At 68.2% G+C, this 21070-nt stretch carries 25 protein-coding genes and 1 tRNA gene; 14 read left to right on the top strand and 12 right to left on the bottom strand.

What is annotated here, in order from left to right; all coding sequences use genetic code 11:
• The first annotated feature begins 6 nt into the window (after positions 1 to 6).
• Complete coding sequence (gene cruF, locus C454_RS09635; protein WP_081605200.1) at positions 7 to 750, top strand: bisanhydrobacterioruberin hydratase; 744 nt, start codon at positions 7 to 9, stop codon at positions 748 to 750.
• 54 nt (positions 751 to 804) lie between these two features.
• On the opposite strand, the gene C454_RS09640 is transcribed toward cruF, so the two are convergent.
• From C454_RS09640 to C454_RS20725, 4 genes are all read right to left on the bottom strand, one after another.
• Positions 805 to 1752, bottom strand: coding sequence for a DMT family transporter (locus tag C454_RS09640; RefSeq protein ID WP_004974989.1), 948 nt, complete (start codon positions 1750 to 1752; stop codon positions 805 to 807).
• 171 nt (positions 1753 to 1923) lie between these two features.
• Positions 1924 to 2667, bottom strand: a complete 744-nt coding sequence (locus C454_RS09645; RefSeq protein WP_004974997.1) for a helix-turn-helix domain-containing protein — start codon at positions 2665 to 2667, stop codon at positions 1924 to 1926.
• Positions 2668 to 2726: 59 nt separating this feature from the next.
• Entirely contained in the window at positions 2727 to 3746 is a 1020-nt protein-coding gene (locus C454_RS09650; RefSeq protein WP_004974998.1) for a phytoene/squalene synthase family protein, read from the bottom strand.
• A 168-nt stretch (positions 3747 to 3914) separates the two neighbouring features.
• Positions 3915 to 4067, bottom strand: coding sequence for an HVO_2523 family zinc finger protein (locus tag C454_RS20725; protein WP_004974999.1), 153 nt, complete (start codon positions 4065 to 4067; stop codon positions 3915 to 3917).
• A gap of 285 nt (positions 4068 to 4352) precedes the next feature.
• On the opposite strand from C454_RS20725, the gene C454_RS09655 reads away from it, so the two are divergent.
• From C454_RS09655 to C454_RS09665, 3 genes are all read left to right on the top strand, one after another.
• Entirely contained in the window at positions 4353 to 4628 is a 276-nt protein-coding gene (locus C454_RS09655; protein ID WP_004975000.1) for an ArsR/SmtB family transcription factor, read from the top strand.
• A gap of 2 nt (positions 4629 to 4630) precedes the next feature.
• Positions 4631 to 4927 (top strand): hypothetical protein, encoded by a 297-nt coding sequence (locus C454_RS09660; RefSeq protein ID WP_049905074.1) that lies wholly within the window; start codon positions 4631 to 4633, stop codon positions 4925 to 4927.
• Between the two features lie 152 nt (positions 4928 to 5079).
• Positions 5080 to 5862 carry a spondin domain-containing protein gene (locus tag C454_RS09665; protein WP_004975003.1) on the top strand — a complete coding sequence of 261 codons (783 nt, stop codon included), beginning with the start codon at positions 5080 to 5082 and terminating at the stop codon, positions 5860 to 5862.
• A 487-nt stretch (positions 5863 to 6349) separates the two neighbouring features.
• On the opposite strand, the gene C454_RS09670 is transcribed toward C454_RS09665, so the two are convergent.
• Positions 6350 to 6823: an Lrp/AsnC family transcriptional regulator gene (locus tag C454_RS09670; RefSeq protein ID WP_004975004.1), complete on the bottom strand. Its 474-nt coding sequence runs from the start codon at positions 6821 to 6823 to the stop codon at positions 6350 to 6352.
• Positions 6824 to 6987: 164 nt separating this feature from the next.
• Here C454_RS09670 and C454_RS09675 point away from each other — a divergent pair, with 164 nt between their 5' ends.
• On the top strand, positions 6988 to 8049 hold the full coding sequence (locus tag C454_RS09675) for a CNNM domain-containing protein (RefSeq protein WP_004975005.1): 1062 nt from the start codon (positions 6988 to 6990) through the stop codon (positions 8047 to 8049).
• A gap of 126 nt (positions 8050 to 8175) precedes the next feature.
• Here the strand turns inward: C454_RS09675 and C454_RS20315 are convergent.
• Positions 8176 to 8324: transfer RNA gene (locus C454_RS20315), tRNA-Met, on the bottom strand.
• A 128-nt stretch (positions 8325 to 8452) separates the two neighbouring features.
• On the opposite strand from C454_RS20315, the gene C454_RS09680 reads away from it, so the two are divergent.
• Positions 8453 to 9571 (top strand): DUF7115 domain-containing protein, encoded by a 1119-nt coding sequence (locus C454_RS09680; RefSeq protein ID WP_004975007.1) that lies wholly within the window; start codon positions 8453 to 8455, stop codon positions 9569 to 9571.
• 35 nt (positions 9572 to 9606) lie between these two features.
• On the opposite strand, the gene C454_RS09685 is transcribed toward C454_RS09680, so the two are convergent.
• Positions 9607 to 9978: a DUF5830 family protein gene (locus C454_RS09685; protein ID WP_004975009.1), complete on the bottom strand. Its 372-nt coding sequence runs from the start codon at positions 9976 to 9978 to the stop codon at positions 9607 to 9609.
• Between the two features lie 90 nt (positions 9979 to 10068).
• Between C454_RS09685 and C454_RS09690 the strand changes: the two genes are divergently transcribed.
• Entirely contained in the window at positions 10069 to 10701 is a 633-nt protein-coding gene (locus C454_RS09690) for a TVP38/TMEM64 family protein (protein ID WP_004975010.1), read from the top strand.
• 50 nt (positions 10702 to 10751) lie between these two features.
• On the opposite strand, the gene gpmI is transcribed toward C454_RS09690, so the two are convergent.
• A complete protein-coding gene (gpmI, locus tag C454_RS09695) occupies positions 10752 to 12332 on the bottom strand; it encodes a 2,3-bisphosphoglycerate-independent phosphoglycerate mutase (RefSeq protein WP_004975013.1) in 1581 nt (526 codons plus the stop codon).
• Between the two features lie 182 nt (positions 12333 to 12514).
• Here gpmI and C454_RS09700 point away from each other — a divergent pair, with 182 nt between their 5' ends.
• Positions 12515 to 13192 (top strand): DUF1405 domain-containing protein, encoded by a 678-nt coding sequence (locus C454_RS09700; protein ID WP_004975016.1) that lies wholly within the window; start codon positions 12515 to 12517, stop codon positions 13190 to 13192.
• Between the two features lie 112 nt (positions 13193 to 13304).
• Positions 13305 to 13958 carry an ArsR/SmtB family transcription factor gene (locus C454_RS09705; RefSeq protein WP_004975018.1) on the top strand — a complete coding sequence of 218 codons (654 nt, stop codon included), beginning with the start codon at positions 13305 to 13307 and terminating at the stop codon, positions 13956 to 13958.
• Between the two features lie 3 nt (positions 13959 to 13961).
• On the opposite strand, the gene C454_RS09710 is transcribed toward C454_RS09705, so the two are convergent.
• A complete protein-coding gene (locus tag C454_RS09710) occupies positions 13962 to 14456 on the bottom strand; it encodes a hypothetical protein (RefSeq protein WP_004975019.1) in 495 nt (164 codons plus the stop codon).
• A gap of 81 nt (positions 14457 to 14537) precedes the next feature.
• Positions 14538 to 14741 (bottom strand): PLDc N-terminal domain-containing protein, encoded by a 204-nt coding sequence (locus C454_RS09715; RefSeq protein ID WP_004975021.1) that lies wholly within the window; start codon positions 14739 to 14741, stop codon positions 14538 to 14540.
• A gap of 255 nt (positions 14742 to 14996) precedes the next feature.
• Here C454_RS09715 and gatD point away from each other — a divergent pair, with 255 nt between their 5' ends.
• Both gatD and C454_RS09725 read left to right on the top strand, forming a co-directional pair.
• The gene (gene gatD / locus C454_RS09720; protein ID WP_004975022.1) at positions 14997 to 16244 is read left to right on the top strand and encodes a Glu-tRNA(Gln) amidotransferase subunit GatD; all 1248 of its coding nucleotides are present in this window, start codon (positions 14997 to 14999) and stop codon (positions 16242 to 16244) included.
• 4 nt (positions 16245 to 16248) lie between these two features.
• Positions 16249 to 17157, top strand: coding sequence for a GNAT family N-acetyltransferase (locus C454_RS09725; protein WP_004975023.1), 909 nt, complete (start codon positions 16249 to 16251; stop codon positions 17155 to 17157).
• A gap of 35 nt (positions 17158 to 17192) precedes the next feature.
• On the opposite strand, the gene C454_RS09730 is transcribed toward C454_RS09725, so the two are convergent.
• Positions 17193 to 18230, bottom strand: coding sequence for a PAS domain-containing protein (locus C454_RS09730; protein ID WP_004975024.1), 1038 nt, complete (start codon positions 18228 to 18230; stop codon positions 17193 to 17195).
• Between the two features lie 178 nt (positions 18231 to 18408).
• Positions 18409 to 19491 carry a glutamine-hydrolyzing carbamoyl-phosphate synthase small subunit gene (gene carA / locus C454_RS09735; protein WP_049905075.1) on the bottom strand — a complete coding sequence of 361 codons (1083 nt, stop codon included), beginning with the start codon at positions 19489 to 19491 and terminating at the stop codon, positions 18409 to 18411.
• A gap of 97 nt (positions 19492 to 19588) precedes the next feature.
• Between carA and C454_RS09740 the strand changes: the two genes are divergently transcribed.
• From C454_RS09740 to C454_RS09750, 3 genes are all read left to right on the top strand, one after another.
• Entirely contained in the window at positions 19589 to 20002 is a 414-nt protein-coding gene (locus C454_RS09740; protein ID WP_004042482.1) for an Lrp/AsnC family transcriptional regulator, read from the top strand.
• A gap of 72 nt (positions 20003 to 20074) precedes the next feature.
• Complete coding sequence (locus C454_RS09745) at positions 20075 to 20644, top strand: NUDIX hydrolase (protein WP_004975027.1); 570 nt, start codon at positions 20075 to 20077, stop codon at positions 20642 to 20644.
• On the top strand, positions 20631 to 21050 hold the full coding sequence (locus tag C454_RS09750; protein WP_004975028.1) for a desampylase: 420 nt from the start codon (positions 20631 to 20633) through the stop codon (positions 21048 to 21050). Before C454_RS09745 ends, C454_RS09750 begins: the two co-directional genes overlap by 14 nt.
• The last annotated feature ends 20 nt before the right edge of the window (positions 21051 to 21070 follow it).

Genomic DNA, 21070 nt, shown 5'->3' on the forward strand with positions numbered 1-21070 from the left:
TCAGAGATGTGTATAAGAGACAGCCCCGACCCGCTGGCGTTCAACGCGTTTCTCATCCTCCTCGGGACGTTCGTGATGCGCTCGCCGCTCATCGTGGGCGTCCTCCCGCTCGTGACCCGGCGGGCCGCCCTCGGCGTCGGCACGCTCACCGCGTACGCCTACGCCATCGAGTACACCGGCGTCACCACGGGCTGGCCGTACGGCTGGTTCCACTACGGCGTCGACCTCGGGCCGACGGTCGCCGGCGTTCCGATCGGCTTGCCGGTGTTTTTCATCCCGCTCGTGATGAACGCCTACCTGCTGTGTCTGCTCCTGCTGGGCGACCGCGCCCGCAACGGGGCCGTCCGCCTCGGCGTCGTCATCGCGGCCGTCCTCGCCATGGACGTGGTGCTCGACCCCGGCGCGGTCGCGCTCGGCTTCTGGGAGTACTACCGCCTCGCCGACGACGCGGTGCTGTTCTACGGCGTCCCGCTTTCGAACTACGCCGGTTGGGTCGTCAGCGCGACCGTCGCCGTCGTCGCGCTCGACTGGTCGTTCGACCGCGAGGCGCTCCTCGCGCGGCTCGACCGCACGGAGTTCATGCTCGACGACCTGGTGAGCTTCGTCATCCTCTGGGGCGGCATCAACGCGTGGTTCGGCAACTGGATTCCCGTCGCGGTCGCGGCGCTGTTCGGCGTCGGACTGCTCAAGACGGACCGGTTCGACTCGCGGCTTCTGCGGCTTCCGCGGCGGCTGCCGTGGCGCTCCTGAGCAGCGGGGTTCGCTCGCGCTCGCGCCCGTCTGTCGCGACCCCAGCGCTGTCTCTCAGTCGGATTCGACGCCGCGACGCCGGCCCCGATAGGCGGCTCCGAGCCGTTTCCACTTGAGCAGGCCGAAGCCGAGGAGGATGAACCCGAAGCCGACGAGCGTGGCCGCGGTGACGGGCTCCGTGAACAGAAGCCAACTGTACACCGTCCCGAAGCCGGCGATGGCGTAGGTGACGAGGTTGAGCTCGACGGAGCCGAGTCGGGGGAGAAGCGAGAAGTACAGCAGGTAACTGACCGCGCTCGCGAAGACGCCGAGGTAGACGAGGCCGACGACGCCGGCGACCGACACATCGACCCCCGCCAGCGACTCCGTCGGACTCGCCGCGCTCGCGAGATGGGTCGCGGCGGCCCCGACGACCATCGCCCACGCGGTCTGGGCGGCGAACGGCATCTCGGTCTCGATTCGCTGGGCGAGTACGCCGCCGAGCGCGAAGGACGCCGCGGCGAGCACCAGTATCACCTGCCCCGCGGCGTTCGCCCCGAGGAGGTTCGACGGGTCCGGGTCGGTGATGACGACTAAGCCGAGGAAGCCGACGACGACGCCGAGCAGTTCGACCGGGCCGAACCGCTCGTCGGGGAGAAACAGCTTCGCGAAGCCGACGGTCAGTATCGGAATCAGCCCCGCCAGCACCGACGCGACCGCGCTCGGGACGGTCTGCTGGCCGACGTTCTGGAGGACCCCGTAGCCCGCGAGCGTCAGGAGACCGGCGACCGAGACGGCCGCCCAGTCGCCTCGCGTGCGGGGCCGCCAGTAGTCGGTGCGCCACGCCGCGTACGGCAACAGGAGCGCCGCCCCGATGTCGAGTCGGAACGCGGCGTACAGAATCGGCGGGAACGACCCCAGCCCGAGCGTCACCGCGGGGTACGTCCCGCCCCACAGCGCCGCCAGAATAACGAACAGGACGGCGTTTCGGTACCGACCGGGGAGGAGTTGGTCACCGACCATGGGGCGGCTGATCGGGGACCCCCGGGGTCGCGGGCGCGGTCGAGTCAGCGGTTCGCGGTGGCGTGTCGAGAATCGATCTCGGCCCGTCGGCGGTCGAGAGCGATGCGTCGGCGTGTGCGCTCATCACCGTGACCTACGCCCGCGAGCCGGGAGAACCGGAGGGTTAGGATGCTAACCCCCGTCGCCGGGCCGCCCGGTCGGCGGGTCGCGGTCGGCGTCGAGACCGGCGAGCGCGGAGACGGCGGCCCCGAGGAGCTTTCGCTCCGCGCGGCGGAGCGTCTTCGAGATGGCGACGTCGGAGACGCCACAGCGGTCGCCGAGGGAGGCGAGCGACTCGCCCCGCGGCGTCTCGTAGTAGCCGTGTTCGACCGCGGTTCGAAGCACCCGCGCCTCCGTCTCGGTGAGTCGCTCACAGCCGTCGAGGAGCGTCGCGGCCTCGTGGAAGTTCCGGAAGACGGCGGCCGCACCCGAGTCCGTGAGCGGCGTCTGCTCGACGACGGTGAGTTCGTAGCGGCGGTCGAGCGAGTCGAGGGTGGCCGCCGCGGCATCCGGCTCGGCGAACCCGAGGTGCCACCGTTCCCAGCCGTCCCTGTCGCGGAACGGAGCGATGACAGCGCCGCCGTTGGCCATGACCGTCTCGATGGCGACGGTCTCTTCGAGCACGACGTGGGCCGTCGCGTGCGACCCGCGCTTCCACTTCAGTTCGAAGCGGCGCACGCCGTCGGCGTCTCTGAGCGCGCGGATGCCGGCCTCCAACTGCGACCGCCCCGGCGACGAGGCTTCGACCCAGAGGTCGCACTGGCCGGTTTCGGGCGAGAGATTCCAGTACGGCGTGGTCAGCGTCACGTCGTGCGCGGCGGTCACCCGTCCCAGCGGACAGTCGTCTAACCGGGTGTCGAGGGTGACGCGATGCATGCCGAGGGCTCTCTCGGCCGCCCACTAAATCTTTCAGTCGCGGAAAAATCGCGCGTCGCTCAGTCCGAGCCCCAGCGGTTCAGCGACCGGAGCCAGCCGGAGACGCGCCCGCTGCGTCGGGGGCGGGTGGCCCGCGTCGAACCGGGGCCGAACTCCGCGTCGAGGTCGTCGTCGTCCGGGTAGGGGACGACGCTGACGGCCTTGAACACGGCCACGGGGTCGCGCCAGACGGCCCAGTACGCCGCGGTCTTCGCGAGGAGCGTGAGCTTCCGCCCGAAGCTCAGTTCGGGTGTCGTCGCGAGCGTGTCGTAGCCGAGGTTCCGAATCGAACGGTGGTGGTCGGCGTACAGCACCGCCGAGAGGAGCACCGGGAACTGGCAGTCCGCCGGGAGGTACTCGATGCCGGCGACGCCGTCGCGGTACAGCGACTCCGTTCGGCGGAGTTCGTCGCGCATCACGTCGGCGACGCGCTCGTCGAACTCGAGGGCGAGTATCTGCTCGGCGTCGACGCCGTGGCGGTCCAGCGTCGTCCGCGGGAGGTACACCCGGTCGCGTTCGACCACGTCTTCGCCCACGTCGCGCAGGAAGTTCGACATCTGGAACGCCTGTCCGAGCGCCGTCGCGTGCGGGAGCGCCGCCTCGGGGTCGTCGGGACGCATGACGTCGGTCATCATCCGACCGACCGCCGAGGCCGACCCGTCCATGTACGTCTCAAGTTCGTCGTAGGTCTCGTAGCGGTCCTTCTCGATGTCCGACTCCATCGCGTCGATGAAGACGTTCACGTCGTCGGGGTCGATACCGTAGCGCTCTCTGAGTTCGGCGAACGCCGACAGGACGGGGTCGTCGGTCTCGACCTCGCCGAGCGCCTCGGCGCGGAGGCGTTCGAGACGCTCGCGCTGTTGTGCCGGCGGCGCGGTCTCCTCGGCGTCGACGACCTCGTCGGCGACCCGAAAGAACGCGTACAGCACGTACGTGGCGTGTCTGACGCGCTCCGGGAGGAGGCGCGTCGCGAAGTAAAACGTCTTTCCCGTCCGCTGTTGGATGTCTTTTCCCGCCTCGACCTGTGATTCGTTGAGCATCGTTTCGTGTACGTGGCCGCATCCGTCTCGGGACCAACTGAGCTGACCGGGGAGGACAGTCATTCGTTAGGTCTCCGCCGACATAACGCTTCGTGCTGTCGTGAAATCAACCCGCGAACCCGCCGACTTCGCAGTGGTACCAGCGCGGGCGCCTCCTGTCAGGTTTCGTTACCAGAACGTGTCGCTGCAGTCGTAGACGACCCCGTGTTCCGGGCAGACGTACTTGCAGTGGCGGTGGTCCATCGACGTGCCGCAGAAGGGACAGGGCCGTCCCTTCGGGGACTCGATGGCACACGCGTTCCGTCCGGTGTCGTCGTCCATACGAGTTTTCGTAGGACGCGACCGACATATCCCTTACTGCCGTCGGGGGGTCCTGCCGGTTCGAGTCGGTCCGCCGGTGAGGCCGAGTCGGTTCCGTCTCGGACACCGGCGAGCGCCGTTGGGGCGGCGGCACCGACCGACTCGACGCGTCCGGAGACTCCACCCGAATTTGGTACGGAACTGGAACAACGCTCATGTACGGTCGTCGCCGAGTCGAACTCGTCGCGTCGAACGGCACCCGCGAGAATATTACCGCGCTCGACCAATCAACTAAACGAACAGTCGATGGAGAAGGCGCTTTGGTATCTGCTCACGGCGACTCGCGGCGGTGAGAACCGCGTCCGCATCATCCGCGCCCTCTCGGAGCGCCCGCAGAACGCGAACCGCCTCGCCGACGAGCTCGACGTGGGCTACAAGACCGTCAGACACCACCTCGACGCCCTCGAATCCCACGGGGTCGTCGAGGCCGGCGGCGACAAGTACGGACGGCTGTACTTCCTCACCGACCAGTTCGAACGGTACCGCGACACCTTCGAAGAAATCACGACACACCTCGAATGACCATGGCAATGGACACCCAAATCATGGCGGCCAGCGCCCTCTCGGGCGCGAACATCGTCTTCCTCGCGGCGCTGACCGCCGTGTGGATTCGCAACTACCGGACGTTCCGCACCTCGCTCGTCCTCGGCCTGCTCGCGTTCGCCGTCGTCATGCTCGTCGAGAACGCCGTCGCGCTCTACTTCTTTTTCACCATGCAGAGCCTCTACTCCGGGGACCCCCACGTCCAGCAGGCCGTGTTGGTCCTCCGCGGCCTCCAACTCGTCGCGCTGGCGTTCCTGACCTACGTGACGGTCCGGTGAGCGCCCGGCGGTCTCGACCTTCGGCCCCCGCCCGGTCCGAATTTGGTACAGAGTCGACCCCGATTCGTCACGGAGTCACCCCGAATCTCGAAAAACCGCCTTTAGCCGGTCTCGCGTCTTCGTTGTCGTGGCATCGACCACACGTGAGACCAATGACGGACACGACGACTCCGACGACGCGACGAACCGTACTCGGACTGACCGGCGCGGGCGTGCTGGCCGCCCTCGCCGGCTGTTTGGGTAGTGCGAGCCTGCCGGGCCAATCGGCCGGAAACGGAAACAGCCAGTCCGCGCGAACCTACCGCGTGACCGTGGCGAACCTGACGACGGGACAGCCGTTCACCCCGCCCGCGGTGGTCGCCCACCGCGCCGGCGTGGAACTGTTCGCCGTCGGCGACCCGGCGAGCGACGCCATCAGGGAACTCGCCGAGAACGGGAACCTCGGCCCGCTTGGCGAACTGGCCGAGGAAACCGACGACGTTCGCGGCGTCGCGGTCGGCGACGCGCCGCTCGTCCCCGACGAACTCCCGGCGAGCGAGATGTTCCCCGCGGCCGCGACGCTCGAACTGGAGACCGACGCCAGCGGCGCGTACCTCTCGTTCGTCAGCATGCTCATCGGCACGAACGACGGGTTCGCCGGCCTCGACACCGTCCCGCTCCCGGAGCGGGTCAACGAGTCGCGGTCGTACTTCGCGGCCAGCTACGACGCCGGAACCGAGGTCAACACCGAGGCGTACGGCGACATGGTCCCCCCTGCACAGGCCCTCTACGGCATCGACTCCGGGACCGACGGAACCGGCATGAGCGACCCCGACCTCGCCGAGGACGGCGTCATCGCGCCGCACGCGGGTATCGTCGGCGACGGCGACCTCGACCCCGCCGTCTACGGCTGGGACGACCCCGTCGCGCTGGTTCAGGTCGAGCGACTCGACTGAGTCGGCCGCGACCTGACTTCCCGACCGTTGAAACGCCGTCGCTCGCGGGAATCGGCGTCGTCGGAGAACAAAACCCGAGGCGTGGACGCCGTCGGAAGCGAACGACCGGGGGCGGTCGTTCGGTGAAACCACGTAGCGTACCACGCGGCGAGTGCAGGGAGGCCCGACCGCGCGATGCTGTTGCAGCTGCGTCTACCCGTTGTCGGAGCGCGTTGAACCGCTCTGGTGGTGATGGTGGTGGTGGTGGGGGGCATCCGGTCGGCGAGAGACCGACGCGAACGGGAGGGTCTCTGACAACGGCGATTACCAGTTCGTTATCACCTGTCAAAGCTGTACCGGTGGTTCGAGGGCCGGGCCATCGGACATCGACGGAGTCGAATTCGGCACTGAGACGGCGTTTCACGCCCCGTGGGATCGGTTCACCTACCGAACTGTCACCGGTGTCGGTTCCGAGCGGCGGCGCCTCGCGCGTCGACTCTCGGCCGAGTCACTCGTCGCCCCCGTCGCCGAACTTCGCGTACGGCCGGCGGTGGGTGTTCCGAATCAGGTCCTCGTCGGAGACGCGAAGCCCCAGTTCGTCTAACTCCTCGCCGATTCGACTGAGGTCGTCGCCGTCGACGCCGATGGCTCGGACCATGACGTTTCGCTCGCCGGTCATCACCTCCTGTACCTCGACGACGCCGGGGACCGCGGCGGCGGCCTCGGCCAACTCCTCGCGCTCCGGAATCGGGGCCGTACAGACGATGAGCGTGTACAGTTGGTACCCCGCGCGCTCGTAGTCCACGTCGGCGTGGTAGCCGCGGACCACTCCGTCGGCTTCGAGTCGCTGGATACGGTTTCGGACGGTGCTCGCCGAGGCGTCGAGTTTGTCGGCGATGTCGGTCGACGACGTGCGGCGCGCCTCCGACTGCAACGTGTACAGTATCTTCCTGTCCAGCGCGTCGAGTTCTCGACTCGTCATTCGTCCGGTCGTCTGTCGCCCGCGACATTAACCCTCCCGGCATCGTTGTCAGAAGCTTAGTTCAAATTGAATAATACGCGACTCCCGACAATACACTACATATACGTCCGGACGGCCGATGCTTTCTAACGGGTCGAACGCGAACGAAGGGGACACCGACACAGATGAACCCAACAGAGATCGGTATACGCCTCGTCGCGGGGGCGTTGCTCATCCTCACGAACGGTTTCTTCGTGGCCATCGAGTTCGCGCTGACGCGCGCCCGCCAGTTCACCGAGTCCGAGTTCGTCGACGGCGACTCCCGACTCGAACGGGCCTGGGAGATGACCCAGGAGCTCGAACTGTATCTCACGACCTGCCAAGTCGGAATCACGGCGTCGAGCATCGCCGTGGGTATCGTCGCCGAGCCCGCGCTGGCGGCGCTGTTCGAACCGCTACTCGAGCCGCTGTTCGCCGGCACGACGCTCGCGACCATCGGCGCCGGCGCGCTCCTCGCCTACCTGATCATCAACCTCCTCCACCTCACCCACGGCGAGCAGACGCCGACGTACCTCGGCGTCGAGCGCTCCCGGATGGTCTGTCGCTACGGGGCGGCGCCGCTGCACTGGTTCTACGTCGCCATCTCGCCCGTCATCAAGTTCGGCGACTGGGTCGCCAAGTGGACGCTCAAGCTCTTCGGCATCGAGATGTCGGGCGCGTGGCTCGAAACCGAAACCGACGTCATCGAGTCCCGCGGCCAACTCCGCGAGCGTCTGAACTCGCTGCTTCAGGAGGGCGAACTCACCGAGGAGCGCCGCGACGAGGTGCTCAGCGCGCTGGACGCGGACGAACTCTCCATCAGCGAAATCATGATTCCGACAGACGACATCGTCTCGCTCTCGACGGCGGCGACGCCCGGCGAGAACTTCGACCGGATTCGGAACACGCCCCACACCCGGTTCCCGCTCGTCGGCGAGTCGCTCACCGACTTCCGCGGCGTCGTCTACGCGCCCTCCATCATCGACAACTTCGAGGCGCTCCGCGCCGGCGAGCGCTCGTTCGACGAAATCGCCGCGCCGCCGATGACGCTCGCCGCCGACACGAACGCCAGCGACGCGTTCGACCAGTTCCAAGCGGAAGACCAGGAACTCGCGCTCGTCCTTCGGGACGGCGAGGTCGTCGGCCTCCTCACCGCGACCGACGCTCTCGAAGCCGTCATGGGCGAACTCGACGACCCGCTCGACTAGCGTCGCAGACGACGTTTTCGGCTTTTTTCGGTGATTGGCCGTCGCTCACAGCGACGTGGTTTCGCGGAAAACGGGCGCGGCCGTGACGACCCACGGACGGCTCTGCGTGCGTGACGAATCGAAGAATGCCCGGGGTGGGCTCCGAACCCACGATCTCCGCATGTCCCAGGTGCGAAGCCGGCATGACTTCGCGAGGGGCGGAGGCTTCCAAGGCGTTCCGCACCGATTGTGAAACCCTATGAGTGCGGCGCTATGTCCAGCTAAGCCACCCGGGCTCAACTTCCCGTTGTGTGCTGGTTGTATTTAAGCTTCTCATCTCCGACGACCGCGGGGCGAGTCACCACGCCACTCGATTCGCGTCATCACCCGCGGATTTATGTCCCAACACCGGGTGCACACACGCATGAGCCAACCGGAGATCGTCCAGTCCGTCCTCGGAGAGGAAGACGTGGTGACGCGCGTCCACCTCGGGGGCGAGGACGAACTGTTTGTGACTCCGACGCGGACGCTCGTCTATCGGGCCGAAGGCCTCCTCTCGGACGAGTCCGTCGACGAATTCTCGCACGCCGCGGAGCGACTGTCCGTCAAGGAAGGGCGACGAAAAGCGAAGCTATCGCTCGACTACGGTCTCGACGGGAGCGAGACGTTCTCGATGTCCTCGAAGCGGCTCGACGACGCGCTCCAACCCATCGTCGAGGGCGTGCTCGCGGCCGCCGGCGTGACCGACGAAGAAGGCGAGCGCGTCGTCCAGACGTTCCGTTTCAGCGAACTCACGTTCGTCGTCACCGACGCCCGCGTCGTCCGGCACATCGGCAGCGCGGTCTGGGACGAAGACTACGAGTCGTACCGCTACGCCGACGTGACTGACCTCGAATTCGAGTCCGGAAGCGTCGCTACGACGGTCGTGCTCACCGTCGACGGCCGCCAGGAGCGGTTCAAGATTCCCAACGAGGAGGCCCGGCTCGTCCGCGAGAAACTTGCACGTGCGCTGTGTGACTACCACGGCGTCGGCAGTCTCGAGGAGTTCCGCGTCCAGATGGAGAAAGCGCGGGCGAACGACGAGTCCGCCGACGCCGCCGACCGCGACAACACCGACTTCGGCGCGGGCCCCGACCCGCTGAGCGCGAATCCCGGTGAGCTGTCCGACGAACCGGCGAACGCCACCCGCGCCGAGGGCGACGCGCCCGCCGAGGCGAGCCAGCAGGCCACCCGGACGCAGTCCGTCGAAGCCCCCTCCGCGACCGGCGCGGTGGCGGAGGCGAAGCAGGCCGCCGAGGCGGCGTCGACCGAGTCGGCGTCGGGCAACGTCGCCGACGCCGCGGACCTCGGGTTCGAGGGGTCCGGCTTCGAGTCGGCCGCCGAGTCCGAGTCGGCGGGCTCCGGCGCCGTCGATGCCGACTACGCCGAACTTGCAGACGAAATCGAGTCGCTCCGCGAGGTCGTCGAGGCCCAAAGCGAGCAGATTCGCCACCAGCAGGAGCTGGTCGAACAGCTCATCGAAGAACTCCGCCGCGGGCGGTAACCGCGGAGTTCGCCCGCCGACGACCGTCCGGACACCTATTCCCGCCCGAGCACTTTCCTGATACACGACGAGCCGAAGGGCCCGAGTTCGCCGGACTCGAACCGCACGAAGTGGCCGGTGGAGATGGACGCGCCGCAGCGGCGGCAGTCGAAGTCGCCCTCGCGCTGGACGACCTGACTCTCGAATCTGACGAACGTGCCGCCGCGGTTGTGACGGACGCGGCCGCCGTCGCGCTCGATGATGCCCCGAAGCTCCGCGGTATCGAGGATGTCGCGCGTGAGCGTCGGGTCCGTGGTGACCGTCTCGATGCGGTCGACGACCTCGGCGAGGGAGAGTTCGTCGGCTTCGAGGTGCGCGAGGAGGTCGAGCGCGAGTTCGACGCGCTCGTCGCGTGTGGGCTCGGTCACGGTTCGGGAGCCAATCGAACCGGGGCGGGCTAAAGCCCTCCGAAGCACAAAGCGTTTGGTCGCGGCGCGACGACCGACTCCAGAGCTTCCGTGCCCCGTCCGCGTCTCGCCGCCGGCCTCGCGCTCGCGGCCGTCGTCGCCGGTCTCCTGTTCGCGTCTCCAGACGCCGTCATCGCGCGCGCGGCGTGGGTCGCCGCCGACCCCGTCCGACTCGTCGTCGTCGTGAGCGCGCTCGCGCTCGTCCGCCCGCTTCTCGCGTGGCCGACGACGCTCCTCGCGCTCGTCGTGGGCTACGGCCTCGGCCCGGTCGGCGTGCCGTTCGCGCTGGCGCTCATCGTCCTCACGAGCGTCCCGCCGTTCCTCTTCGCGCGGCGCTACCGCGGGACGACCAGACTGGCCGAGGTCGGCGAGCGAACCGTCGAGCAGACGGGGTCCGTCAGGGGCGTCGCCGCGAGCCGCCTGCTGCCGATCCCCTCCGACGTGGTGTCGGTGGCGGCGGGCGTCGCCAACGTCCGGCTCGGCGCGTTCGCGCTCGGAACCGCCGTCGGCGAACTCCCGTGGGCCGTCGCGGGCGTCATCGCCGGCGCGTCGGTCGAGACGCTCACGACCGAGTCGCTGGCCGCGGCCGTCCGCCCGGAGTTCGTCGTGCTCGCGGCGGTCGCGGGCGTGTCGATGCTCGTCCCGACCGCGTACCGTCGCTACCGGGCAGAATCGGGCGCGTAGGGGACGAAAATAGAGGGCAGAGAGTACGTAGAGCGCGCGAGCGGCGGGCCCTATTCTAACAGCGACTCGCCGGTCATCGCGGCCGGCTGGTCGACGCCGACGAGTTCGAGGATGGTCGGCGCGATGTCGCACAGCGAGCCGCCCTCGCGGACGGTCCGACCGCCCGAAAGCGGGTGTTCGGGGTCGAGGTCGGCGGCTTCGTCCTCGGCGTCGTTCTCCGGGGCGGCCTCGTCGTCGCGGTCGGCCGCGAGGTAGACGAACGGGACGGGGTTGAACGTGTGGGCCGTGTGCGGGTCGTCCTCGGTGCCCATGTCGTCGGCGTTGCCGTGGTCGGCGGTGATACAGACGTGGCCGCCGTGCGCGCGGACGCTCTGGACGAGCCGCCCGAGCTGTTCGTCGACCGCCTCGACCGCCTCGATGGCGGCCTCGTAGTCGCCGGTGTGGCCGACCATGTCGGGGTTGGCGTAGTTGAGCACCATCACGTTCGGGTCGTCGGACTCGATGATGTCGATGGCCGAGTCGGTGAGTTCCGCCGCGGACATCTCGGGTTGGAGGTCGTAGGTCGGCACGTCGGGGCTCTCGACGATCTTCCGAATCTCGCCGTCGAACTCGACCTCGCGGCCGCCGTTGAGGAAGTAGGTGACGTGGGGGTACTTCTCGGACTCGGCCATGCGCAGTTGCGTCATGTCCGCCTCGGCGAGCACCTCGCCGAGCGTGTCTTCGGGCTGTTCCGGCGGGTAGGCGACCGAGACGTCGAACGTCTTGTCGTACTGCGTCATCGTCGTCATGAGGATCTCCGGCGGCGCCGTCTCGAACTCCCAGACGGGCTCGATGTCGCAGAGCATCCGAACGAGCTGTCGCGCGCGGTCCGCGCGGAAGTTGAAGAAGATGACCGAGTCGCCGTCTTCGAGGGCGGGCGCGTCGTCGACGACGGTCGGCTCGACGAACTCGTCGGTGTCGCCGCGGTCGTACGACTCGGTGACGGCGTCGACGGCGGTGTCGGCGGTCCACTCCGCCTCGCGCTCGACGATGGCGTCGTAGGCGCGCTTGGTGCGCTCCCAGTTCTGGTCGCGGTCCATCGCGTAGTAGCGCCCGGAGACGGTGGCGACGCCGCCGGTTCCCTGCTCCTCGGCGACGGCTTCGAGGTCCGAGAGGTACGCCTCGCCGCCGGTGGGACTGGTGTCGCGGCCGTCGGTAAAGGCGTGGGTGACGGCGTCGACGCCGCGTTCGGCGGCGAGTTCGATGAGCGCGTGGAGGTGCTCCTGGTCGGAGTGAACGCCGCCGTCGGAGACGAGGCCCATGAGGTGTACGCGGCCGTCGTGTTCGTCGGCGTGGTCGTAGGCGGCCGTGATGGCATCGTTCTCGAAGAACGAGCCGTCGTCGATGCTGTCGCCGATGCGGGTGTACGCCTGCTTGACGACGCGGCCGGCCCCGATGTTGAGGTGGCCGACTTCGCTGTTGCCCATCTGGCCGTCCGGAAGACCGACGCGCCGGCCGTCGACGATGAGCGTCCCGAACGCGCCCGCGTCGCGGTAGCGGTCGAAGTTCGGCGTGTCCGCCGCCTTGATAGCGTCGCGGCGGTCGTGGTCGCCGAGTCCCCACCCGTCGAGGATGATGAGTGCTGCGTCCATGCGTCGCCGTTCGGCGCGCCGGGCTAACTGTCCTTTGCTCCCGACATGGAATGACAACGTGTCGCGTACGGAGATGAGAGGGCGGCGTTCGCGCCCCGACGGCGGGTTCGAGCCGCCCCGTCCCCGTCCCAGCCGTCCCCGCCCCGACGGTCTTTTCTTTCGGCGCGCCGTCCGACTCGGCGATGGGTCTGCGAGACTTCGACCTCGGCGCGGCGGTCGACGACTGGACGGAGTACTACCTCGGAAACGGCCCGAGCCTCGTCGTCTTCCTCGTCCTCAACGCCGCCGCGTTCCTCGTCGGGGTGAGTTTCTACGTCCACTCGGACCCCGCGCTGTCGGACCTGCCGACGTTCCTCTACCCGCTTTTCGGCGACTCGCCGACCGCCCTCGCGCTGATGACGCTGTCGGCCGCGACGCTGCTTCCGAACCTCGGCCGCCGCGTCGCCGACGCGCCGGTCAACCGGCCGCTCGCGTACCTCCACACGCTCGCGTTCGTCTGGCTCGTCAAGTACGGCGTCTGGACGGTCGTCGCGCTCAACCTCCGGCCCGACCTCTACGTCGGCTTCTCTGGGGCCGCGCTCTGGGACTACTGGGGCATCATGCTCACCCACGCGGGCTTTCTCGCGCTCGCCCTCGTCGTCCCGCGCTACGGCGCGACCACGAAGGGCGCGCTCGGGTTCGCCCTCACCCTCGCGCTCGTCAACGACGTGTTCGACTACGGCCTCGGCTACTACCCGCCGCTGAAGTACGAGGCGGGGGCGCTCCTCGCGGGCATCACCGTCGCCCTCTCGTTTCTCGCGGTGTTCCTCGCCTCCCGGGCGTTCGACCGCCTCTCAGAGACGCCGGAGACGGCCCCGTGAGCGCCTCGGGACGGCCCCGACAGCTCCCCGTGAGCCACAATCGCTAATCGCATGACGGCGCGGAGTATCACATGAGTCAGGCTTTTCCCCGCCCGCAGTCTATGACCTCGTAATGGACTCCGCGGTACTGCTTGACCTACTCGGGAACGAAAACCGCCGGCGCATCCTGCGGTTGCTCTCGCACAAACCGTGCTACGTCACCGAGATAAGCGAGTACCTCGGCGTCAGCCCCAAGGCCGTCATCGACCACCTCCGAAAGCTGGAGGACGCGGGGCTCATCGAGTCCCGCACCGACGACCAGCGGCGCAAGTACTTCCACATCTCGCGGAACCTCAGGCTGGAGGTGAACGTCTCGCCGTACGGGTTCGGGGCGAAAAGCGCCTATCCGCCGAGTCCGAGCCTCGACATGGCCGGGCGCTGTCCGCACGTGACGCTCGAAGTCGAGAACGCCGGCACCGACGACGTCTCGGAACTGGCGCGCGAACTCGGGAAACTGGAGGAACTCGACAACGAACTCTCCTTGGCCCAGCGGTGGGTGCAGGGCCGCATCACCGACGTGCTCGACCGCCTCAACGACCGCCTCGGCGTCGACGCCGACAGCCGGTTCTACGCGGAGATTCTCGCCGCGCTCGCCAACGGGTCGAACACCGTCCGCGGCATCGCGAAGGACCTCAACGCGGACCCCGCGGTCGTCGACAGCGCGCTGCACCACCTCGCCGACGGCGGTCTGGTCGCCCACAACGGCGACCGCTGGCGAATCGACTGACGCCTACAACTCCTCTGTCAGGCCCGCCCGGAGGTCGCGGCCGAAGTAGTGACCGACCAGCCCCGCGAGCCCGCCGCTCGCCGCGCCGACGCCCGCGATGGCGACGCCGTAGTCCGCGAGCAGTTGGACCGCGAAGGGCGCGAACACGGCGAACAGCGTCGAGAGGACGAACGCGAGGCCCGCGGCGATTGCGCCGGCGAGGACGACTTCCGTGTAGCGTCGCTTCGACCCGACGAGGCCGAGGAGGAAGCCGGCGGCGGCGATGCCGACGAACCGCCCGATGAAGCCGACGATGGGAATCGCGCCGCCGACGAGCAGTCCGCCGATGGAGAGCAGGAGCGCCGCGAGGAATACGCGCGGGGAGAACAGCCCGCCGAGGCGACCGCCGCCGGACGAGGCGGAGCGCTCCGCCCGCATCGAATCGTCGCTCTCGCGGTTCACGCCGGAGAGCAGGTCGTCGACGGACTGCTCAGACTCCCGTTGGTCCGACCGTTGCATGTGTACAGGGTCGCGGGCGAGCCTGATGGCTCTTGTGCCGGTGCGACAGGTGCCCGTCGAAAAGGAGGCGCGACGCGGTCGTTACGAACCCCGACCCAAGATGAGGTACAGGAGGATGCCGAGGAGCGGGGCGAGGAAGACGACGACCGCCCAGAGGAACGCCGGGTGACTGCTGTTTCGCTTCGCGTCACTGTACGTCCACGCCGCCATCCCGATGGTGACGAGGAACACCAGAAGGAACACGCCGGCCGCGCCGCCCGACTGGAGGAGTATCGTGGGGAGCATACGCTGGCCGACGGACGGTCCGGTAAAATGTCTTGTGTCCGTTATGTCGGTGGAGCTAACGTCCCCTCAGCCACGCTCGTGGGTCGGGTATGAATCTGTGATAATCGTGGCCAGCAATCGCACCGAACGGTGAGCGTAGCGAGCCGTTCGGTATTTTTGGTCCAGATTTTTGCTCCGAGCGGGTCGCTATGCGACCCCGAGGAGGAAAAAGGTGGAATGGTGGGTTTGAAGTCTGCCCCCACGGTATCCCGCGATATGAACGCAGGGGACCGCGTCCGCGTCACCCGCGCGGACGTCACGAACGAAGGCGTACTCATGCCGTCTTCCACCGAGGACCACCTCGTCGTCAAGCTCGACGGCGGGTACAACGTCGGCATCGCCCGCGAGGGAGCCGACGTGGACGTGCTCGAAACCGACGTGTACGACATCGAAGACGCACAGTCCGAGGGCGACGGCACCTCAGAAATCGAGTTCGACGACGACCTCCCGACCATCTCGCTCATCTCGACCGGCGGGACCATCGCCTCGACGGTCGACTACCGCACGGGCGCGGTGACCGCGCAGTTCGACGCCGAGGACGTGCTCCGGGCCGTCCCCGACCTCGCGGGCCGGGCGAACTACCGCGGCCGCGTCGTCGCCAACATCCTCTCGGAGAACATGACGACAGACGTGTGGGTCGACCTCGCCGAGGCCATCGCCGAGGAAATCGAGGCCGGGGCCGACGGCGTCGTCGTCATGCACGGCACCGACACGATGCAGTTCTCCGCGTCGGCGATGTCGTTCATGCTCGACACGCCCGTCCCCATCGTCTTCACGGGCAGTCAGCGCTCGGCCGACCGCCCCTCGTCTGACAACGTGATGAACGCCGTCTGCGCCGTCGAGGCCGCCAAGGCCGACGCCGCCGAGGTCATGGTCTGCATGCACGCCTCGGAGTCCGACGACGTCTGCGCGCTCCACGAGGGGACGCGCGTCCGCAAGAACCACACCTCCCGACGCGACGCGTTCGAGACCGTCGGCGCGAAGCCGCTCGGCGAGGTCGACTACGAGGCCGAGGAGGTCACGTTCCGCCGCGACTACGCCCCCCGCGGCGAGGCCGACCTCGCGCTCCACGCCGACATCGAGTCCGAGGTGGAACTCGTGAAGTTCACCCCGGGGATGGACCCCGCGGCGCTCGACTACCTCGACGGGAAGGCCGGCGTCGTCATCGAGGGGACGGGCCTCGGCCACGTCCACACCGACCTCATCCCGCGGTTCGAGGAACTCGTGGAAGACGGAACCACCGTCGCCATGACCTCGCAGTGTCTCGACGGCCGCGTCTGCGACCGCGTCTACGACACCGGCCGCGACCTGCTCGACGCCGGCGTCGTCGAGGCGGGCGACACGCTCCCCGGCACGGCGAAGGTGAAGCTCATGTGGTCGCTCGCCAACCTCTCCGACCCGGCCGGCGCGATGGGCCGGAACCTCGAAGGCGAGCTGACCCAGCGCTCCGTCCCGTGGGAGTGAACTGATGGAGATTCGACCCGCCCGACCCGAAGACTACGACGCGGTCGCCGCGTTCACCCGCGACACGTGGGCCGACCGCGGCGGGTCGGACTACATCCCCGACATCTACCACGACTGGATTTCCCCCGGCGAGTTAGCGCAGGCGACGCTCCTCGTCGATATGGGCGAGGAGACGCCCTCCGACGACGTGGCCGCCATCGCGCAGGTCGTCATGCTCTCGGAGTACGAGGGCTGGGCGCAGGGGATGCGCGTCGCGCCCGACTACCGCGAGCGGGGGCTCGCGACCCGGCTGTCGCACGCGCTTCTCGACTGGGCGCGCGAGCGGGGGGCGCGCCGCGTCCGCAACATGATTCACTCGTGGAACGTCCCGAGCCTCGCCAACGCCCGCACGGTCGGGTTCGACCCCGGCGTCGAGTTCCGCTGGGCGACGCCCGAACCGGACGCGGCCGCCGAGCCGGAGACGGCGGTCGGCGACGACGCCGACGCCGCGTGGGCCTACTGGACCGGGTGCGAGGCGCGAACCGCGCTGTCGGGGCTCGCGCTCGACCCCCTCGAGTCGTGGGCGCTCTCCGAGCTGACCCGCGCGCGCCTCCACGACGCCGCGGCCGACGACCGACTGTTCGTCGTCGGCGACGACCGCGCGACAGGCTTCACCTACCGGAATCGAACCTACACCCGCGAACGCGACGACGAGGGCGAGGTGACGTGGGCCGAGTACGCGGTCGCCGCGTGGGACGACGCGCCGGCCTGCGAGTCGCTGTTGGACGCGGTTCGACGCGACGCCGCCTCGGTCGGCGCGGACCGGACCCGCGTCCTGTTCCCCGAGCGAATCGATTGGATTTCCGACGCGTCGCTCGCCCGGAGCGACCTCGCGGAGGAACCGACGTTCGTCATGGAAGCGGACCTCTCCTGACCGGCGCGTCTCGTTCGCTCTCGGCCGAACGCGGCCTACTTCCACACGACGCCGCGGACTTCGAAGCGCGCGCCGCCGAGTTCCGAGTCGGCCACGTCGAGTTGCCACCCGTGGAGGTCCGCGATTCGCCGGGCCGTCGAGAGGTGAAGCGAGTCGTAATCGACGCCGAGCAACTGGTTCGGGGTCGGGGCCGTCGCCGCGCGCTCCTCGGACGACGGGCGGGGGCCGTCGTCGTCGACGTAGAACCCGTCGGCAGTCGTCCCCACGACGACGCTGGAAGGCGGCCCGGGCAAGGCGTTCCGCTCGAAGCAGTTGGTGAGTAGCGCGACCAACAACAGCCCGAACAGGTGCGTGTCGGCCAAGAGCGACCCGTCGCCGACAACTCGGTAGGTGGCGTCGTTCGCGCCGTCGAGCGACGCGACGGCCCACGCCTGCGCGACGTGCTCGCGGAAGCCCACGGGCGCGAGGTCGAGCGTGCTCGATTGTTCGGCGACGTCGATGCCCCACTCGACGAGCGACTCGATGCGCGAGAGGCTCTCGAACAGCGCGGCGGCGTCGTCGCCGTCGACCGAGACGAGCCGTTCGGCCGACTCGGTAGCCGACGCGAGGTGGGCTTTCAACTCCGAGGCGAGCCCGCCGACGAGCGCCGCGAGGTGTTCGTTCTTCTCGTTGACCTGCAGCTCCGCGAGCCGCCTGTCGGTGATGTCGAGGTGGATGACGAGCGCGAACTCCCCGTGTCTCGGCGTATCTATCGGGACGACGCGGAGCGAGAACCACCGGTAGACTGCGGGCGAGTGACACGGGTATTCGGCGGTGAAACAGTCGCGGTCGCCGCGGAGCACCGCGCGGATGCCGTCGGCGACGACCCCCGCGATCTCGTCGCTCTCGCGGGCCGCGTCGCACACGTTGAGGTAGTTGACCCCCGTCGAATCGGGGTCGCCGGCGTACCCGTTCTCGTCGGCGAACGTCCGCCACGCCCGGTTCGTGTAGACGATATCCCCGTGCCTGTCGAGAATCGCCACCGTCGCCGGGAACTCCTCGAACCCGCGTTCGATGAGCGATACGTCGTCCATTATAGGTGAGAATACGCCGGGGAACAGTTTGACAGTTTCTACCACATCCGGTCCGAAATGCGAATCCCGTTGCTCGTGGGGGAAACGCGCCGAAAAATCGGTGTTCTGTCGCCGGCGGTCGGGGTGCAGTCGACCGGGGCGTCTGGAATCGGGCTAGTAGAAGTCGCGGTCGGGGTGGTCAGTCCGAGGGAGCGACTCGGGGCTTATGCTCGTTTCCCTCTGTACCCGCCATGGCGAGCACGTCGTCGAAGAAGCCGAGCGAGTCGTGGGGACCGGGGTGGGCTTCGGGGTGGTACTGGCGCGTGATGACGCTCAGTTCCTCGCTGGCGAGGCCTTCCGCGGTGTCGTCGTTGACGTTGACCTGCGTCACGTCGAGTTGGTCGCCGGGGTCGGCGACGGTGTAGCCGTGGTTCTGGGTCGTCATGACGACCTTTCCGCTCTGGAGGTCGCGGACGGGCTGGTTGACGCCGCGGTGGCCGAAGGCCATCTTCTCGGTGGTGCCGCCGAGCGCGCTGGCGACGATCTGCTGGCCGAGGCAGATGCCCGCCAGCGGGACCTCGCCGGCGAACTCCTCGACGAGGTCGCGCGTCGCGGTGTAGTTCTCGGGGTCACCGGGGCCGTTGGAGATGAACAGCACGTCGGGTTCGAGCGCGGTCACGTCCTCGGCGTCCGCGTCGTAGGGAAGCACGTGGACCGTCGCGCCGCGGTCGACGAGGGAGTCCACGATGGAGCCCTTCGCGCCGCAGTCGACGAGCGCGACGGTGGTGTCGCCGTCGCCCTCGAACGTCGTCAGCTCGGTCGTGGTGACCTGCGCGCCGATGTCGACGTGCTCGCTCATGCCCTTACACTGCGCGAGTTCTTCCTTCGCGTCCTCGGGGGTCACGTCCTCGCCGACGGCGATTCCGACCTTCATCGCGCCCTCCTCGCGGATGGACGTGACGAGGTCGCGCGTGTCGAGGTGGTCGACCGCCGGGACGCCCTCGTCGGCGAGCCACTCGACGACCTCCTCGGTGAACTCGCGTGCGACGGCCGCCCGAGGGTGGACCCGGTCGGACTCGAATCGCTCGGCTCGGACGCCGTAGTTCCCGATGAGGGGGTACGAGAAGGTGAGCACTTGTTCTTCGTACGAAGGGTCGGTCAGACTCTCTTCGTATCCCGTATATGCGGTTGTGAACACCAGTTCACCGCGTGTGCGCCCCGGAACACGGCCACGCGCTTCGACCACGCGACCGTCTTCCAGCGCCAGATAGGCGTCCGACATTACGAGAAACGAACGGAACACGGGTGCATAAGTGTTACTTTCGAAGTCGAGTTACGAAATTCGTAATCGGTAAGTCGCTGGGGACGGCACGTGAGATATGGACGAGCTTGACCGACGCATCCTCGATATCCTTCGACGGGACGCTCGGACCCCCAACACGGAGATTGCGGCCGAAGTCGGGACCTCCGAGGGGACCGTCAGGAACCGCGTCGAGCGGTTGGTCGAGGAGGGCGTCATCGAGCGCTTTACGATTTCGACCCGCACGGGGAACCTGAAGGCGATGATAGAGGTGACCGTCGCGGTCGACGTCGACACCAACGACGTGTCCGAGCTGATGGCCGACTGGAAGGACGTGGACTTCGTCTGGCAGGTCTCCGGCGAGGAGGACATCGTCCTCGTCGTCGACGCCGCCGACACCCGCGCCGTCAACGACCTCATCACCCGCGCCCGCGAGCACGACGACGTGAAGAGCACGAAGACCCGCCTAATCCTCGACGAGCGCCTCGGCTAATCCCGCGCCGCCGCCGCGTGGTCCGCGGTTCGCATCGAAGCTTAGTTGACCCCCGACTCCGACGGAAGGCACATGAGCAACGCAGCGGCCGACGAGGCTACTGAACTCCACAAGAACGCAGCGCAGGACGTCATCGCCGTCGACTCCGACGACAACGCCGAGGGGACGGTCAACCGACTCGACGCCCACACGGGCGACGGCATCCGCCACCGCGCGTTCACCTGCCTCGTGTTCAACGAGGAGGGACAGATACTCCTCGCCCAGCGCGCGCCCAACAAGCGCCTGTGGGACACCTCCTGGGACGGCACCGTCGCCTCCCACCCCGTCGAGGGCCAGACCCAAGAGGAAGCCACCGAAGAGCGCCTCGAAGAGGAACTCGGCATCTCGCCCGACCAGTACTCCGACCTCCGCGTCACGGACAAGTTCGAGTACAAGCGCTACTACGAGAACGCCGGACTGGAGTGGGAGGTCTGTGCCGTCCTGAAGGTCACGCTCGAAGACACCTCCCTCGACCCCGACGAAGAGGAAATCGCGGGCATGCTCTGGGCGGATTACGAGCACCTCCACGACAACCCCGAGTGGTACCGCCAACTGCGTCTCTGCCCGTGGTTCGAAATCGCCATGCGCCGTGACTTCGAGTAGGCTCTCGCTCGCGGTCGACGCGCGGCAGTCGGTTCTCTCGCACGCCCGCGAGGGAGCCGCCAGCGACCCGCCCGCGGAGGTCTGCGGCGTCCTCGCCGGCGACGGCGACGCGCGCACCGTCACCGCCGCCCACCCCGTTTCGAACGTCGCCGACGACCCGCGGGTCGCCTACGAACTTGACCCCGAGGAGACGGTTTCGATTCTCGAAGCCATCGAGTCCGCGGGCGACGACGCGGTCGGCTTCTACCACTCGCACCCCGAGTCCGACCCGGTCCCGAGCGCGACCGACCGGGAACAGGCGTCGTGGCCGGGCTACGTCTATCTCATCTGCTCGCCCGACGGCCGGATGACCGCCCACGAGTGGACCGGCGACGAGTTCGGCGAACTCACTATCGCGGTCGAGTGACCCGTCGGCCTCCCGAACCT

The organism is Haloferax gibbonsii ATCC 33959, assembly GCF_000336775.1.
GTDB lineage: Archaea > Halobacteriota > Halobacteria > Halobacteriales > Haloferacaceae > Haloferax > Haloferax gibbonsii.